Annotated in this window: 14 protein-coding genes and 1 pseudogene; 4 read left to right on the forward strand and 11 right to left on the reverse strand. The window is 62.3% G+C overall.

What is annotated here, in order from left to right; translation table 11 throughout:
• Positions 1-153: 153 nt before the first annotated feature.
• On the forward strand, positions 154-2,295 hold the full coding sequence (locus EJ079_RS29610; protein ID WP_127810881.1) for an EAL domain-containing protein: 2,142 nt from the start codon (positions 154-156) through the stop codon (positions 2,293-2,295).
• Positions 2,296-2,307: 12 nt separating this feature from the next.
• On the opposite strand, the gene EJ079_RS29615 is transcribed toward EJ079_RS29610, so the two are convergent.
• Positions 2,308-3,198 carry a fatty acid desaturase family protein gene (locus tag EJ079_RS29615; RefSeq protein WP_127810882.1) on the reverse strand — a complete coding sequence of 297 codons (891 nt, stop codon included), beginning with the start codon at positions 3,196-3,198 and terminating at the stop codon, positions 2,308-2,310.
• Positions 3,199-3,309: 111 nt separating this feature from the next.
• Here EJ079_RS29615 and EJ079_RS29620 point away from each other — a divergent pair.
• Positions 3,310-4,058 (forward strand): annotated as a pseudogene (locus EJ079_RS29620) (LysR substrate-binding domain-containing protein).
• An 18-nt stretch (positions 4,059-4,076) separates the two neighbouring features.
• On the opposite strand, the gene EJ079_RS29625 reads toward EJ079_RS29620, so the two are convergent.
• The 5 genes from EJ079_RS29625 to EJ079_RS29645 form a co-directional block, all read right to left on the reverse strand.
• Positions 4,077-4,349, reverse strand: a complete 273-nt coding sequence (locus EJ079_RS29625; protein WP_127810883.1) for a DUF3303 family protein — start codon at positions 4,347-4,349, stop codon at positions 4,077-4,079.
• Positions 4,350-4,367: 18 nt separating this feature from the next.
• Positions 4,368-5,831, reverse strand: a complete 1,464-nt coding sequence (locus tag EJ079_RS29630; RefSeq protein ID WP_127321391.1) for a RimK family protein — start codon at positions 5,829-5,831, stop codon at positions 4,368-4,370.
• Complete coding sequence (locus tag EJ079_RS29635) at positions 5,831-6,934, reverse strand: peptidase C39 family protein (protein WP_127810884.1); 1,104 nt, start codon at positions 6,932-6,934, stop codon at positions 5,831-5,833. Before EJ079_RS29635 ends, EJ079_RS29630 begins: the two co-directional genes overlap by 1 nt.
• 310 nt (positions 6,935-7,244) lie before the next feature.
• Positions 7,245-8,036, reverse strand: coding sequence for an anti-sigma factor (locus EJ079_RS29640; protein ID WP_127810885.1), 792 nt, complete (start codon positions 8,034-8,036; stop codon positions 7,245-7,247).
• The gene (locus tag EJ079_RS29645) at positions 8,033-8,551 is read right to left on the reverse strand and encodes a sigma-70 family RNA polymerase sigma factor (protein WP_127810886.1); all 519 of its coding nucleotides are present in this window, start codon (positions 8,549-8,551) and stop codon (positions 8,033-8,035) included. Before EJ079_RS29645 ends, EJ079_RS29640 begins: the two co-directional genes overlap by 4 nt.
• Positions 8,552-8,769: 218 nt before the next feature.
• On the opposite strand from EJ079_RS29645, the gene EJ079_RS29650 reads away from it, so the two are divergent.
• Positions 8,770-9,021, forward strand: a complete 252-nt coding sequence (locus EJ079_RS29650; RefSeq protein WP_127810887.1) for a prevent-host-death protein — start codon at positions 8,770-8,772, stop codon at positions 9,019-9,021.
• Between the two features lie 178 nt (positions 9,022-9,199).
• Positions 9,200-9,409, forward strand: coding sequence for a hypothetical protein (locus tag EJ079_RS34300; protein ID WP_348629726.1), 210 nt, complete (start codon positions 9,200-9,202; stop codon positions 9,407-9,409).
• 51 nt (positions 9,410-9,460) lie between these two features.
• Here the strand turns inward: EJ079_RS34300 and EJ079_RS29660 are convergent, their stop codons facing one another.
• The 5 genes from EJ079_RS29660 to EJ079_RS29680 all read right to left on the reverse strand — a co-directional run bounded on the left by EJ079_RS29660 (position 9,461) and on the right by EJ079_RS29680 (position 16,510).
• Positions 9,461-12,208: a DUF2339 domain-containing protein gene (locus tag EJ079_RS29660; protein WP_127810888.1), complete on the reverse strand. Its 2,748-nt coding sequence runs from the start codon at positions 12,206-12,208 to the stop codon at positions 9,461-9,463.
• A gap of 112 nt (positions 12,209-12,320) precedes the next feature.
• Complete coding sequence (locus EJ079_RS29665; RefSeq protein ID WP_127810889.1) at positions 12,321-12,836, reverse strand: PaaI family thioesterase; 516 nt, start codon at positions 12,834-12,836, stop codon at positions 12,321-12,323.
• Positions 12,833-13,609, reverse strand: a complete 777-nt coding sequence (recO, locus tag EJ079_RS29670) for a DNA repair protein RecO (protein WP_127321915.1) — start codon at positions 13,607-13,609, stop codon at positions 12,833-12,835. The genes EJ079_RS29665 and recO overlap by 4 nt, the downstream gene beginning before the upstream one ends.
• 132 nt (positions 13,610-13,741) lie before the next feature.
• Complete coding sequence (locus tag EJ079_RS29675; RefSeq protein ID WP_127395515.1) at positions 13,742-14,878, reverse strand: porin; 1,137 nt, start codon at positions 14,876-14,878, stop codon at positions 13,742-13,744.
• 738 nt (positions 14,879-15,616) lie between these two features.
• Positions 15,617-16,510 carry an aminoglycoside phosphotransferase family protein gene (locus tag EJ079_RS29680; RefSeq protein ID WP_127395514.1) on the reverse strand — a complete coding sequence of 298 codons (894 nt, stop codon included), beginning with the start codon at positions 16,508-16,510 and terminating at the stop codon, positions 15,617-15,619.

Below are 16,510 nucleotides of genomic sequence, written 5' to 3' on the forward strand. Positions count from 1 at the left end.
TGAAACGGATCCATGCGACGCGCTTTAGGTCTTTGTTTTTATGCATGTCGTTCCCCCAAAACCGAGGTCACTTTTGGGCGACAGGCATTAAAACGCTAAATTAACCGGCGGCGGCCACAATAGCGCGTTCGATCACGGTCCGCAGGCGCGCTCATGCCCGTCGCTGATGCCAAGGATGGTTCGACCATCCCGAAACGGGAGGCCGAAGGCATGGACCGCTCCCGCCACATGGAAGACGAACTGCGCGAGCAGAACCAACGCTTTTCGGCTGCGGTCGAGAACATGTCGCACGGCCTGTGCATGTTCGACGCCGACGAGCGGATGATCATCTGCAACGGCAACTACCTGAACATCTTTTGCCTCGAAGCCAGCGTCATAAGGCCCGGCATCCGGTTCCTCGACATTCTGCGCCACAGCGTCGATATCGGCATCGCCTCGCAAACCGCCGACGAACTCTACGCCATCCGCAAGCCCTATATCGATCAGGCAAAGCCCTCGATCTACGAAGAAACACTGTCGGACGGCCGCATCGTCAGCATCTCGCACCGCCCTCTGGCTCTGGGCGGCTGGGTCTCGATCTACGAGGACATCACCGAGCAGCGCCGCGCGCAAGAGGATCTGAAGGAGCAGCACCGCCGCTTCGACGCAGCGCTTGCCAACATGTCGCAAGGCCTGCTGATGTACGGCGCCGACGGCAAGATGATCGTGCGCAACCGGCGTTTTCTTGAACTCTACAATGTCACCGCGGCAGACTTCCCGCTTGGAACGACGCACCGCGAGGCGCTCGAACGATTGCTGGAACTCGGCATCTATACGGAGATCGACGTCGACAGCGAAGTCGCCAAGACCGAAGCCTGCCTGACGGCGGCAAAAATGCATTCGGCCTACCGGCATCTTACCGACGGCAGGACGGTTCTGGTCACACGCCGGCCGATGAACGGCGGCGGCTGGGTAGTGACCTTCGACGACGTCACAGAACGTCGCCGCACCGAAGAGCGCATGACCCATCTTGCGCATCACGATACGCTGACGGGATTGCCCAACCGCTCGATGTTTCGCGAACGGCTCGACCTGGCGCTGGAAGCCACGGCGGTCACGCCGCTGGCAATCTTTTCGCTCGATCTCGATCGCTTCAAGGCGGTCAACGACACCTGGGGACATCCGGCCGGCGACTGGCTGTTGAAGAGTGTGGCCGAGAGGCTGCAGCGCTGCCTGCACAACGAAACCGACGTCGTCGCCCGTTTCGGCGGCGACGAATTCGTCATCATCCAGTTCAACTTCAAGGGCATTGCCAATGCAGAAAAACTCGCGAAGCGCATCGTCGAGACAATCGGAAAACCGTTCCGCGACAAGAGCCGCGAGATGCATGTCGGCATCAGCCTGGGCATCGCGGTTTTCCCCGACGACGGTGGAGATGCCGACACGCTGCTGAGGAACGCCGATACGGCGCTTTACCGGGCGAAGAGCGAAGGGCGCAATCAGTATCGGTTCTTCGAACCCGGAATGGACGCTATGGTACAGGCACGGCGTGCGCTGGAGGTCGACCTTGAGACCGCGCTGCCGCGCCAGGAGTTCGACCTCGACTTCCAGCCCATCATGAACATCGCATCCGGGGAGATCGTCGGCGCCGAAGCCTTGATGCGCTGGCATTCGCCGACACGCGGCACGGTGGCGCCGGACAGCTTCATTCCGGTCGCCGAAGACACCGGATTGATCGTGCCGCTTGGCGAATGGGCGCTGAGGAAAGCCTGCACGGCGGCGGCACACTGGCCCGCCGGCCTGCGCGTCGCGGTCAATGTCTCGGCCGTGCAACTTAAAAGCGGCAGCTTCGCCCGCAGCGTCATCTCGGCGCTGGCCTTCTCCGGCGTGCCAGCCGATCGGTTGGAGCTTGAAATCACCGAAACCGTGCTGATGGACGAAAGCGAGGCGGTGCTGAGGACGCTGCGGCAGTTGCGCGAACTCGGCATCCGCATCGCGCTGGACGATTTCGGCATCGGCTATTCCTCGCTCGGCTATCTCAGGCGTTTTCCTGTCGACAAGATCAAGATCGATCGTTCGTTCATCCACGACCTGGGCAATCGTGACGCCGCGGCGATCGTTCGCACCGTCATCGGGCTGGGCGCCGAGCTTGGCATCACTGTCACCGCCGAGGGGGTCGAGACCGAGGTGCAACTCGACATCCTGCGCGGCAATGGCTGTACAGAGGCGCAGGGCTATCTGATCGGCGTGCCGTCAACGGCCGCCGAGATCCAGCGTCTATTGAAATCCCGAGCGCTGCACAGCCAGACCGGCTGAGGCCGGCCATCGTCAACGCAGCGTGTCGATGTACTTTTCGTGGAAGCTGACATAGCCGGGCTCGACCACCTTGAGATGCCGCTCGATCAGCGCATGAAACCGCGGCAGTTGATGAAACGGCACGCCGGGATAGGCATGATGCTCGGCATGGAACGGCATGTTCCACGCCAGCCTGCGGACCAGCCAGTTGGTCAACGTGGTCCTGGTGTTCTCCAGCATGTTGGCGACGAACGGACAGCGACCATGCTCGGCCAGCAGATAGAGGCGCAGAAACGGCTGCCCCAACAGAGCGGGCAAGATCCAGACATAGACAAGCACCGAGAGCCGGAAATAAACGGCCAGCAGAAGGACCACGGCGTAAAAGGCAATCATGGCGCGGGCCTCGATGCGCACCTTGTCATAGCCCTTCGGCGGAACGTAGCTTTCGCGACCACGGTCTGCCGCGTTGGCATAGAGCGTCTTGAGGTGGCCCCACCATAAGGGGATGCCGGATATGTGGACGAGGTATTGCCGCCATGTCTCCGGTTTCGGGAAGGCCAGTTCAGGGTCGTTCTCCGGGTCTTGCGTGTATCGATGGTGGGCAAAGTGGAAGTAGCGGAACCAGTCCGCCGGCAGTGCGATCGCCAGACTGCACACCCGCGCCACGACATCGTTCAGCCGCTGTGCCTCAAAAGCCGTGCGATGAACCGTCTCGTGCAGCAGCGTGAACAGGAAGACGATGAGGATACCTTGCGGAAGCATCAGCAGTGGCCAGAACGGCACCTTGGCAGCGATCAGCGATCCGACGACCACGATCGCGCCCCAATGAGCAGCAAGCTGAACGAGGCCCGCAACATCAGACTTGGCGGTCAGCCGGTTGCGCTCCTCCTGCGTCAACGATGAAATTACGTCACGATGATCCACGTGCTTCGATCCAGACTGGAGTTTGATGAACCCATTGTAGCCAATGAACAACCTTTCCAAAAACGACGATTTCTGCAATCTAGATAAGCTGAACTTATCTATTCGGTGATTATGGCCGTACCTCCCTCTCTCAAAGGACTTCAAGCTTTCGAGGCTGCGGCCCGTACAGGCAGCTTTGCCGCGGCAGCGGAAGAGCTTTCGGTGTCGGCCGCTGCCGTCAGCCAGCTCATCCGCACGGTCGAGGAGCAGATGGGCCGCAAGCTGTTCCACCGCGTCAACCGGCGCGTCGTCCTCACCGAGGCCGGCGTCGAGATGCTGCCCAGGCTGACCATGGCCTTCCAGGAGATCGGCAGCGTCGCGCGCCAGCTCGACATCAGGCTCTCCTATGGGCCGCATTATCGCGAGCACCCGACCGAGGACATCGTCCAGGACGCAGTCTATCCCGTGTGTGCGCCCGGACTGGCGGACACGATCAAACCCGAAGGCCTGGCCAGCCTGCCGCTTATCCACACGGGCTGGGGACCGACTGGTGCGTCCTTTCCGTCCTGGCACAACTGGTTCGAGGCGGCCGGCATCGAGCCCGCCGGGCAGCGCAGCGCGGCCTCTCGGCCAACTCATCGCGCGCAGCGCTCGACCTTGCGATTTCGGGATTGGGCGTGGCGCTGGCGCAAGGAATCTACTGTGCCGAGGCGCTGGAAGACGGCCGGCTTGTCAGGCCCCTCGCCCAGGCACTGGAGCTGCGCCAGCCCTATTGCCTGACGATCCCCGAGCGCAGCGCCAGGCGCGACGTCGTGGCGGCGTTTCGCCAGTGGCTGATCGACGAATGCCGACGCGCAGTGAACTCGCCCGCGCTGCGTTGACGTAGCGTGCGGCGATGATCAGAGGTGCCCGCTCAATGCCTCAGCCATGTCCTTGTTTGTCGCCACAGGGATGATCTCGAACTCCACCAGATCCGCCCATTCGATGACCCAGCGCTGCAGCAGCGTGACGTCATCGGTCTCCACCAGCAGGAAGCAGCGGCTCATGTCCGCCGCGATCCAGCTGTGGTGCACGACGAGTTCGTCCGGCTTGAGGCGGCCCTGGTCGCGAAAGCGGCGATAGATCTCCTTGCGGTCGCAGCCGGTGAAATCCTCGATCACGATAAACTGCATGTTCTACCCCCGATCAAACTACCGCCCCGGCCGGTCCAGCCGCTCCAGGAACCACTGCGTCAGCCGCACCCAGACCTCGTCCTTCTCGCCGGAATCCTCCCAGCCATGGTCGAGGTTGGGATTGTCGTTGACCTCGATGACGAAGACGCCGTCCTTGGTCTCCTTGAGGTCGACGCCGTAGAGCCCGTCGCCGATGCAGCGCGCCGCCTTCACAGCCGTCTCGACGACATGCGCGGGCGTCTCCTTCAGCGTGAAGGTCTTGATGCCGCCCTGGTCGGGCTTGCCGTTGGCCTTGTGGTTGACGATCTGCCAGTGCTTCTTGGCCATCAGATAATGCACGGCAAACAGCGGCTGGCCGCCGAGCACACCAACGCGCCAGTCATACTCGGTCGGAATGAATTTCTGCGCGATCAGAAGGTCGGAATCCTCCAGCCATTCGGTAGCAAGCGTCTTCAGTTCCTCGAAATTGGCGCATTTCTTGACGCCGCGCGAGAACGACGAATCCGGGATTTTCAGCACCAGCGGAAAGCCCAGCGTCTGCGCTGCCAGTTCGAGATCCGAGGTGCCGGCGATCATCACCGTCGGCGGCACCGGCACCTTGTTGTAGGCCATCAGCTCGTTGAGATAGACCTTGTTGGTGCAGCGGATCATCGACAGTGGATCGTCGATAACCGGCATGCCTTCCTGCTGGGCGCGGCGGGCGAAACGATAGGTGTGGTTGGAGATCGAGGTGGTCTCGCGAATGAACAGCGCGTCGTAATTGGCGAGCTTGGCGAGGTCCCGCTTGGTGATCGGCTCGATTTCGACACCCATCTTCTCGGCGATCTTGGCCCAATAGCGCAGCGACGATATCTCCGATGGCGGCAATTCCTCATGCGGGTCGACCAGCGTGGCGAAGGTGTAGCGCGCCGGCGTGCGGCCCTTGGTGTCGCGCCATTCGCGGTTGGTGTAGGTCTCCAGGCACTGGATGAAGCTTTTTTCCTCGTCCTCGGTCATCCGCGCCAGCGGATGGAAACCGATCTTGCGGATCGAGGCCCATTCGGCGCTGTCCTTGATGTGGACTTCGAGCGCCGGCGCGCGGAACCAGTCGAATAGAAGTTTGGCGAAGCGGTCCCAGATTTTCGACGGGCCGATGCCGAAGAAGATGCAGACCTTTTGCGGAAAAACGCCGCCGAGATCCTTGCGGCATTTGTTGAGCGCCAGCTCCAGTTCCGGCAGCGCGTGTTCATAGAGCTTGCGCTCCGAAAGGTCGATCATCGTTTCGACCGTCGGGATCACCTTGTGGCCGCGCGAGCTTGCCAGCAGCGACGCATAGTAGCCGCGGCTCTGGTAGCCGTAATTGTTCGACAGGTTGATGACCTTCGGCCGCTGGCCGCGAAACAGTGACGGGTGCGCGAGATAGTCGCGATTGGTGATGATCTTGTGCGGTGTCGCCACCTGGTCGAGATCGCTCTGCCTGCCGGTAAGGATGACCCAGGTCATTATCTGTCACGCTTTCCCAGAGTGATGGCGGCACGCAATCCATCGCGACCGAACTGCGCCATGTTCATGAAGATGCCGTAAGGCACGGGAATGTTGGCTGCATCAAGGATGGTCTCCTGCCTTTCGTCCTCGACCCAAGGGTCGTGGATCAGGATATGGTCGCCGTCATCGCCGATCGCCAGCACCCAGTGCGGCACCTTCTTGCCAAACATCAGGAAGCCGCTGATCAGCACCAGCACCAGCTTTCCCCCAGCGATCGCAGCGCGGATATCGTCGATTGTGAATGCACGGTAATTCACCGGGATGCCGTAAAGTTCCGCGCGTCGGCGAAAGTCGACCTGGGCCAGTTCCATCACCCTGCGCTTGTCCACACTGCGTACCGATTGCAGGAACAGCGCGCCATAGAAGGAAACGTAGATCTCCACCGCGAGCCCGCTTTCGTAGCCCGACACAGCGAGGCCGAATGGCTCGCATCCACCGGGACCCGACATCATGAAGACGGTCGTCGCTTCACGCCACAGGCGGATTTCCATGACCGGATCCGGCACGAAGCCGCGATCGAAATTGGCCATCGCCATCATCAGGCAGCACGGGCCGCAGGTGAATTCGCAGGTCTGCGGGTAGAACGGCACCTTGGTGGCGATCGGAATGTCGCCACGCAAGGTCTTTTCGTAGCGAAGTGCCGTTTCGCCATCCTCATAGTAGCCGGGCTCGCGGCCGATCTTGCGATACCCGGCCTGTTCGTAGATGCGGATCGCGCGGCTGTTGTCCTCGCGAACTTCGAGACGCAGCATCATGCGGTCATGCTCGAAGGCGGCATCTTCGGCGGATCCGAGCAGCATGCGGCCGACACCCAGTCCGCCGAAAAACGGACTGGTCGCAATCGAGTAGAGTCGCGCCACGCCGCTACCCTTGCGAAACAGCACGATCGCATAGCCGGCCACGCGGCCGTCGACTTCGGCGACCAGCGTCTCGGCGGTTTCACGCTCGATGAACAGGCGGAAGGAGCGGCGGGAAATACGGTCGCTTGAGAAAACAGCTTTCTCAATGGCGGCGAGATCATCGACGTCAGACGCGCGGGCCGTGCGGATCTCGGCAGGCATGCGGCTTCAGAAAACCTCGATTGGTGGTGGAAATGGCCCTACTCGAACACGTCCTTGACGCCAACCAGGGCGTTGGGAAAACCGGCGTCCACCTGGGCGCACGAAGTCCGCTCCACCACCTTGAATCTTCGCCTCGTGTTTCCAAAAACCCTTTCCGATTTTCGGGGCGATGCGACGGCATTCATCAAGCGCTATCGCACCTCGATTAGGGCCGAATTGTGACAAATCCGACGCCGGCCCGACGGGCGCAAAAGGTCCTCCGGCCGGATCGGCATTCGCGGATCGACGGCACCGGCAAAAGCAATGCCGTTCAGCTTGCCAGCCCGTTCACAAGTTGCGTGTAGGCGCTCCTGGCGACCTCGGCCAGCCGCTCGCGCGGCAAGGAGCCGACCACGGCGCAGCCATAGCCCTTGTCCAGCCAGTAGACGGCCTCGGGTCCGTCTTGCGCGGCGGCGTAGGTGCCTTTGGCATTCTCCGTCGATTCCGTGGTGACGAACAGCGAGATACGCTGCCCATTGCCGTCCTCGTAAAGCAGCATGGCGGCCTTGCTCTCGCCTGCCGGCAACAGCCGGCCGCCGACCAACTGGAATCCGTCGGCGGTCAGGTCCGGCGCCACCAGCTTCAGCCCTACACGGTTGGACAGCCAGGTCTGCAGATGGTCCTTGTCGCTGGCCGGCACCTCGACGGCATGCCGCTTTTCGGCGGCATAGATGACATGGGCCGCGATTGCCTGCTCGGCCAGCCGATCTTCCGCCGGGTCCTCCTGGCCGATGCCGTCGATGCCGGCAAAATAGCCACCAAGTCCGCCGGTGACCAGAAGCACGGCGGCAGCAGCGGCAAGCCACCAGCGTGAGCGTGGCACAGATGCCTTGACCGGCACCTCGCCAAGCACGACCTTGCGCAACCGCGCAGGCACGGCTTCGTCCAACACGTCGGCGAAGGCGGCACGCAGCGCCGCTCGGTCGGCGGTGAAACGGGCGCTCTTGGCCTTCATCTCGGGATTGGCGTCGAGCCAGGCATCGTAGGCCGAGCGCTCATCGCTGGGCAGCTCGCCATCTAGCGCCATGTGGATGTCACGTTCGGAAAAGTCGCGGCGGATCATTTCTCGACGATCCTTATCGCGCGGCGGCGCGCCGTGTCGTCCAGCAACCCGCGCAATTCCTCACGCCCGCGCGCAATGCGCGACATCAGCGTGCCGGCAGGCACGCCCAGAATGTTGGCGGCTTCGGCATAGGAAAAACCTTCGATGGCAACCATGACAAGGGCCGCGCGACGGTCGGGGCTGATCGCCTGCAATGCGTCGATGATCTCGCGCGAGGCAATGTTCTCCACCTGCTCGGCCGGCTGGGCAACGGTCTCGCCCGCCTCCAGCGGCAGCATCGCCGCCTCGCCGCGGCGGTTCACCTTGCGCATCTGATCGATGAACAAATGATGCATGATCGTAAACAGCCACCTCCGGGGGCTTTCTCCTGTCTGCCAATTGCCGAGCCGCACAAGCGCCCGCTCAAGGCAATCCTGAACAAGGTCGTCGGCAGCGTCGCGGTCGCGCAAAAGCGAGCGCGCGTAACGGCGCAGGCGCGGTATTTCGCCAAGGATTGCTGCCTTCTTTTCGTCCATGACCGCAGGTTTCGAGGTCGCCCTTGTTGATCCCGATTGAACGCGCCTTCCGGGCGCGGCGCAAGCGGCCAGCGCGAAGCGGTCTCCCGCCCCGGTCACCCAAGCAATGAGATAACGATGGCCGGTGCCGATTTATTCCCGATCGAAGGCAGCGGTAAATCGATTGCGCAAATACGTAAAATATGCACAATATGTAAAATACGTATGAGGGTCACTCAATGAAACAATTCACCTTTTCGGATATGAATCGGGCGTCCGGCGAAATTCTCGAAACGGCAATGATCGAGCCTGTCGCTCTCACGAAACGCGGCAAAGAGAAGCTGATCATCCTATCAGCGGCCCAATATCGGCAGCTCGTTAGTTCGCCGTATGCCGTAGCCTACACGCTTGAGGACGCGCCGGACGAGGTTCACGATGAACTCATGTCCGGATTGGAGGCCATCACAACCAGCGACAAGCCAAATGCTTAAGCCCGGCGATTTGCTTCGATACTATTATCTATGGGCACGACAGGCTGACGCCGGCGAGGAATCCGGCCGCAAGGCGCGGCCCGTCTGCATTGTGGTCAGAACGCCGGCAACGCCTGCCGCACTGTTCTTGTTCCCGCTCACCTCGCAAAGGCCCGACCGGTCCCGCACGCATGTTGCCGTGAGCGAAATCGAGTGTCGCAGGGGTGGGCTCGATTTCCCGTCATGGCTGATCCTAGACGAGTACAACCGCGTACAGATCGATGAAGCTTATGATCTCGTCACGACGAAGCCAATCGGCTCCTTCAGCCCGGCGTTTGTTCGCAAGATCGCGGGCCTCATCAAAGAGGCAATCGTACAACGCCGCGTGCGCGGCGTCGTACGAAAATAGCGGACAAACCGACACATGAACGGGTAAGAGCTCTTCACGGAAGCAAGCGCATCATCCCTCCTTCGCCGCCCGTGTCAAAAGCCGCTGATAGAACAGGCCGATACCGATCAGCACGGCGCCAAGGCCGATGAACGACAGCGCCCTCAGCACGCCTTCCAACTCCGACATGTCGAAGATGAAGACCTTCAGCACGGCGATCGCGATCAGCGCGGCCGAGGCGACGCGCAGCACCTGCGATTTCAACCAGACGCCGGCGGTAAGCAGCGCAACGCCAATCCCCAGCCAAAGCGCCGAATAGGTATAGGTTTCCAACTGGCCGAGGCCGCTCCACAAGCCGATGAACTCGCCCTTGAACAGGCGCCTCACCGACAGCGTGGCATAGGCGAAGGCAAGCACGGCAGCCACCACGGCCAGCATCTGCGCATACCATTTCGGCCGCTTGTCCCTGGCGTAGAGCGCCAGTCCCCCGGCGGCGACCGCAGGCAGGAGATAGGCGAGGAACAACAGGTTGAACACCGGGATCCGGCCTGTCGATTCGTCTGACAACAGCGGATTCAGCACGACGAAGTGCCTGACAACGATGAAGGCGACCGAGGCCACACCGGCGGCCATCGAACCATAGCGCAGCACCGAGCTTGGCGAGCGCATGTCGATGGCGACCAGGATGGCGCCGGCGCCGATGGCGATCAGAGTGTAGATCGACTGTTCGGCGAGCGTCATGGCACCCGTGTCGATGACGCCGCCGTGCATGGCGTGGCGCACCAGCATAGCGAGCGTGAGCAGCGCAAACAGCGCCGCAGCCGCCTCCATGGCAAGGCGCGGCCGGCCATTCGTGGTGCGCGCAAGCTGCCAGGCGGCAAAGCCGTAGGCCAGTGCCGGCACGCCGTAGCCTGGCAGCAGCCAGTTGAACACCGGCGTCGTCGACAGGAACCCGGCACCGACGATGGTCGGGTCGAAAGCGACGCGGCCAAGCACCGCGATCACCGCGCCGACCGAAATCCAGCCGAGCACCGGATAGGCGCGCCAGCGCGTAGTCAGCGCCGGCACGATGGCCGCCGCACCGAGCAGGATGGTGGTCCAGCCGGAATCGAAAGCCATATGCATCAGCAGCAGCCCGGCGATGGCCGCGCCGCCCAGGGCAAACGACACCGCGACACCGCCCTTGAGCGGCGGCTCCTCGGCCCGCGCGATCCACTCGCCGCCGGCGGCGAAAATGACGACCAGCAGTGCCGTTGCGGCGGCGTAGACAAGGTCACGGTCGAGATTGCCGAAGGTGAACCAGAGTGCGAGCAGGACGACAAGCGGGACGATGACGCCCCACGCTGCCCATGAGGCCGCGCGGATCTGTGTGCCGGCGGCGAACCGGCGTGCGGCCCAGAAGCCGGCGCCGATGAAGACCAGGCCGAGTACGATGCCGATGCGCAAGGTCAGCGCGTTGGACGTGGCCACCGGCAGTCCGTCGACGCCCAAGGCGCCGCTGGAAAAATCGGAAGCGATCGAGGTTGGCGGGATGATGCCGAGATAGATCAGCACCGTGACCAGTCCCGCGGCATAGAGGAGCGGCAGTGCCAGCGGACGATAAAGCGCGACCCCCACCATCGCGGCGATCACCACCGCGCCCGGCAAGGCGTAGCCGGCGGCAGCGAAGGCCGGGTCGACCGACAGGCCCAGCGCCGAGAATGCGACGAACAGGCCAGGCACGATGGACGGCCAGTCGAAAGCCCTGGCTGGTCCAGGTTCGTCGTCACGGCGAGCGAGCCAGACAAGGGCGAGCACGGCCAGCGTGACGGCGTCGATGAACAGGATGGCAGAGAGGTTCGCCCCTGGCGCATCGGTCATATAGAGGATGGTCCAGACACCGGCGCCGAAAAAGGCAGCCGCCATCAGTAATTTCCAATCGCGCATGCGGGCGATGGCGCCGGTGGCGGCAAGCACGATCGCGAGATAGCCGAAAAGCGCCCAGGGATTGGGTGCCTGCGAGGCGACCAGCACCGGCGTCACCATGGCGCCGACAAGGCCGATGCCGGCCAGCGCCTGGCCATGGACAAGAGCTGCCGCGATCGTCGCCACACCGATGACGCCGAGCAGCGTGAAGGCGAGTGCCGGGCCGATGAAGCCGTAAATGCCATGCGCGGCATAGACGGTGCCGAACAGGATGAAGGCACCGGCAGCAGTCAGGATCGCTGGAATATAAGCGCCGGCGGCCCCTTGCACCGGCACCTTGAAGCCGGTGCGCCGGATGAACTCGCCGCCGGCGACCAGCACAAGGCCGAGCACGCCGGCCATGGCCAGCCGCACGCCGGGACCGAAAATGCCGGCTTCGATGGTGTAGCGGATCAGGAACAGGCCGCCCAGCGCGAGTGCGATGCCGCCAACCCAGACCGCCCAGCGGGTGCCGAGCGCGGTTTCGACGTCGGATTGGCGGGCGGCTTTCGCCGCTCCGGGAAGCTCCGCGGGATCCACCGCCTTCGGTGCCGGTTCTGCAGCGGTCCACGGCCCGGAGACGATCTCGCCGGTGGAGTCTTCCGTGTCCGTGGCTGGCGCCGGGACGGTGACCGCTGCGCTTACCTCCGGCGGGACAATATCGGCCGCGGCCGCTGCGTCCGGAGCCATATCGGCGGGCGCGTTGTCGGCCACCGCCTGTTCGGACGGCCTGGCCGCAGGCGGCACGGCTCCCGAGAGCACAAGGCTGCGCAGTGCGCCAAGCTCGCGCTCGACAAGGCCGATGCGGCTCTGCTGGCGCGAAATGATGACGAACAAGGCGATGATGGCGACAAGGCCGATCAGGCTTTCAAACATGGCGGTTCCCCCAAACCAGGCCAGTTTTCACTGACATTCGTCTTACTGACATTCAAATGCGGCGGCCAAACGGCCAGAAAATCCAAGCTCGGAAAACTCAATGCGCCGCCAGTCAACGCGCCGCCAGATTGGCGGCCGGAAAGATCGAGCATGTTTCGGTGCCGAAAGCCAGCAGCTTGCCGCCGGCATCCTTCAGCGTCGCTTCCGACACCGCCAACGTGCGGCCCTTGTGAACAACCCTGCCCTCGCACACCACCTCGCCGGTCTTCGGCGTGATGGGACGCGTCAAATTCACCTTGAACTCCGCCGTGGTATAGGCCTCGCCCTTTTCGAGCAGCGTCTGCACGGCACAGGCCAGTGCCGAATCGAGCAGCGTCGCCGCCCAGCCGCCATGCACGCTGCCCAGCGGATTGAGATGGCGCTCGCTCGGCATGCCCCGAAAGACAGCGCGCCCTTCCGAGACTTCGGTGAGAGTGAAATTCAGCTGGAAGGAAATCGGCGGCGCCGGATACTTGCCGTCGACGAGCTGCAGCAATTCCAAACCGGTGTATTTCAGGATGTCGGCGTGCGGAATGGTGCCGAGGCCGAGCGGTGAGACCCGGCCAGGATAAAGTTCGACCTCGCTCATGTGATGATTTCTCTGGCTGCGTCTTCGCCAGCTATGGCCTTGCCGCGCGCGTGATGTTTGCGCAAGGCGGCGAGGAAGCCGGTACGAGCGTCCGGCGGCTCGATGCCGCGCGGCTCATAGACGTGACGGTTGAAGAAGAAGCCGGTGAGCCGGAAGGCGTCGTCGACATCAGCCGCATCGGCGCGCAGGCCGGAGCCGCGCTGCAGGAAGGCCGGCAGAGCCAGCATCTTGTCGCGCCACGGCAAACCGGCTTCGCGCGATACCGCACGTCCCGACTTCGGTGAGACATAGGCCAGGTCCTGTCGCGTGCCGGTGGCGGCGCATTGGCTGAGATCGAGGCCGAAGCCGAGTTCGTCCAGCACCAGAAGCTCGAAGCGCGCCACCAGTTCGCCGGCAACGTCGGCGTCGTCGAGATGGACGATCATCACGGCAAGCGTTTCGTAGAGACCTTCATGCGCGTCGCGCTCGGGCAGCAGGCGCAGATGCGCGGCCATGGTCTGCAATCCGTAGACGGCGACGGCACTGTCCATCAACCGGGCCGCGTTCATCTCGATCGCCTCGGCCTGGAACGTGCCGAGATGTTCATCAAGCCGCGCACGCCACAACAGGTCCACGCGATTGCCGGGCTGGAGCACGGGCTGCTGCTTGCGCGAACGGCCGCCGCGAACAAGGCCGAGATGACGGCCATGCGCTCGCGTCAACACCTCGAGAATGGCGCTGGTTTCGCCATGCTTGCGGGTGCCGAGAATGATTCCCTCGTCGCGCCATTCCATTTCAGGAGCTTTTCACCGATCGGGTGGCGAAATCAAGGTATGGGCTTGGCCCCCGGGTAACTCTCATGCCAATGCATAAAAAACCGCCCGCAGCGATGTGCTGCGGGCGGGCTGGTGAGGTCAGTCGATCCGTTAGAAATTGCGCTGGAAGCGAACGATGCCGCCGACGCTGCTCTTCTTGTCGGCCTTCGTCCAGTTGTTGAAGTCCAAGTCGTCGAATTTTCCTGCATTGAGGTAATCGACTTCAGTCGTGATCGTAAAGCCGGGCACAATGGTATAGGCCACGTTGGCCGCGACGCCGAGGTTCTTCCAGTCGTCATAGGAGACCTGGGCGTTGAACGAGGTCTTGTCGTTGAACTTGTAGGTGCCGCCGCCCCAGATCGCCCAGTTTCCGCCCCATGGCTTGTATTGGGTACGGCCTGTGCCGAAGTCGTTGATGTTGTCGTTGGTGCCGTAGCCGCCCATGACGAACAGCGTCAGTTCCTTGCTGACGTTGACGTCCAAACGGACCTTGCCGGACACTTCCTCATAATTGCTGTCATAGGCCACGACGCCGGTGATCGCACCCCAGTCGCCCTTGTACTTCAAACCGCCGACGACATGCGGAACATAGCTGTCGATCGTGTTGACGCCGGTGCCTTCTTCGAGCGAGACCACGCCCGTGAAGCCGCTGCCTGCGTCGAAGTAGTAGCTGATGAGATTGGTATCCTTGACACCATACGGGATGAGCGTGTCCTGGATGACGTTGCCGGCATAGCCGATGAACTGGTCGTATACCGTTTCATCCTTACCGACGCGCAGGCCACCGAGCTGGATCCAGGCGAAGTTGAGGGTAGTGGCCTTGTTGCCGGCCTGCCAGCCGGTGCCGTCACCGGTATAGTCGCCGGAAGAGTTGCCGAACTGGAAGCGGGTCTCGGTGAAGGTCTTCAATGTGCCGAGCTCGGTTTCCTGGCCGGTATAAGTCCTCAGCGTGAAGCGCATGTTCTTGTAGTAGGTGTCGTTCCTAGAGCCGTCCATGTGATCGGCAACGTTATTGGCGCCATCCAGCGCGCCGGAATCGCCGACGCCCATGTCGTAGCGGAGGTAGCCGCCGATGCGCAGGCAGGTCTCGGTGCCCGGAATGTAGAAGTAACCGGCGCCGTAGACGTCGCAGATCTTGACGTATTCGGCCGGTTCCGGTTCGGCGACGACGACAGCGTCGGCGGCGCGCGCGCCGCTGACCGCGATCAGGGCCGCGGCTGAGCCGAGAAGGAGGCTCTTGATGTTCATTTTCTGACCTCTCCAGTCATAGTTATAAATGGCTTCGGATTTGTGGCTGGCGGCAATGTTTTCCCGCCTCACCCCCACAACGAAAAAGGCTCACACCGCTCGCCCTTTTCAGCGGCGAACATACCCATCGATCATCTGCCTTCAATGACGATTTCCGGAATAATGACAATTCCCCAAACAGATTAATGCCGTGTTGCACAAATAACACTTGATAATCCGACGAGCGGCACAAATGGCACAATGTCATTTATTAAATATATATACGGATACTTTCGCGGCTAACTATACTGATAACGTGTTATATTTCCAATATTGCCGCATAATACGCAAAGTATACCTCAATTCCGTCGAAATTTATCCGATTATTGCCGCCTCCCCTTCTGTTGCCAGATAACGCCCATCTGCAAATCCCGCTCTGATACCGAGGCGAAAAGCGGGATGACGCTTCCAAGGGTGTCTGCCCCCTCCAAGGCGGTCGAAACTTCCTGGAGTGCCGTCGTGTCGCCGATTGTGACAGCAGCCAGCCGTTGAAAAACGATTCCTCCGTGACGCCCTCTCAGTCGACCTGAACGACGCAGGCGATGCGCTCCCCCCCGCCTCGATCAGGCGGGTGGGCACGCATAGGTCCGGGAAAGCATCGCCTCGGCCAGAATGTCCCTGGTCGCGCCATACGGGGGCGGATGGATCGGCGACAGGATCAGGATCTGGTGGGCGAGAGCGCCTTGAACGTTTGGCGCCTCACCCCCGCCGCGCGTGATCGGCAAGCACCTCATCGATCACATGACGGGATTTTTCAACCTCGACAGGGTTGACGTCGATCTGTCCAGCTACCGTGATCAGCGCCTTCCAAAGCGTCCAGCCACGACCACGCGCCCACATCGCCTCATCGGCTGGAAGGCCGGCGCGAAACGCCTCCCGGCTTTTGCCTTCAAACAATGTCCAGGCAATCGCCAGATCGCAGGCGGGATCGCCAACGCCGGAGGTTCCGAAGTCGATCACCGCGCCCAACCGGCCTTGCCTGACCAGCAGGTTTCCCCAACTGACGTCGCCGTGGAACCAGACCGGCGCACCGTGCCATGGCGCGGCAAGTGCTGCCTCCCACACCGCGCGGGCTGCGACCGTATCGATCTTGCCGTCGAGGGCTGCAATCGCTTGCCGGGTTTCGCCATCGTAGACGCTGAGTGCTCCGCCGCGAAAGAAGTTGTGTTGTCCCGGCGCCGGTCCGCCAGTGGCATCGATACGCTGCAGGGCGACCAGGAACGCGGCCAGGTCGGTCGCAAATTGTGGCAGGCTGGCAATCCGCTCGCGCTTTGCCGTCTCGCCTTCGATCCAGCGGTAGACGGACCAGTGCCAAGGATAGTTTTCGGCCGGAACTCCCATCGCCAGCGGCACCGGAATCGGCAGCGGCAACAGAGGCGCCAGCCTCGGCAGCCAGCGATGTTCCTTTTCCACTTGCAGGAAATAGGCCGCGGCGCTTGGCAGCCGCACGGTCATCTCGTCGCCGAGATGAAAGGTCCTGTTGTCCCATCCGCCAAATTCGACCGGCCTGACCGCAAGATCTTTCCACCAGGGGAATTGCGTGGCCACCAACCGGCGGACCAAAGCTGTGTCAATCGGAGGCTTGTTGTCCAT

Source organism: Mesorhizobium sp. M7A.F.Ce.TU.012.03.2.1 (assembly GCF_004006095.1).
Classification (GTDB): Bacteria; Pseudomonadota; Alphaproteobacteria; order Rhizobiales; family Rhizobiaceae; genus Mesorhizobium.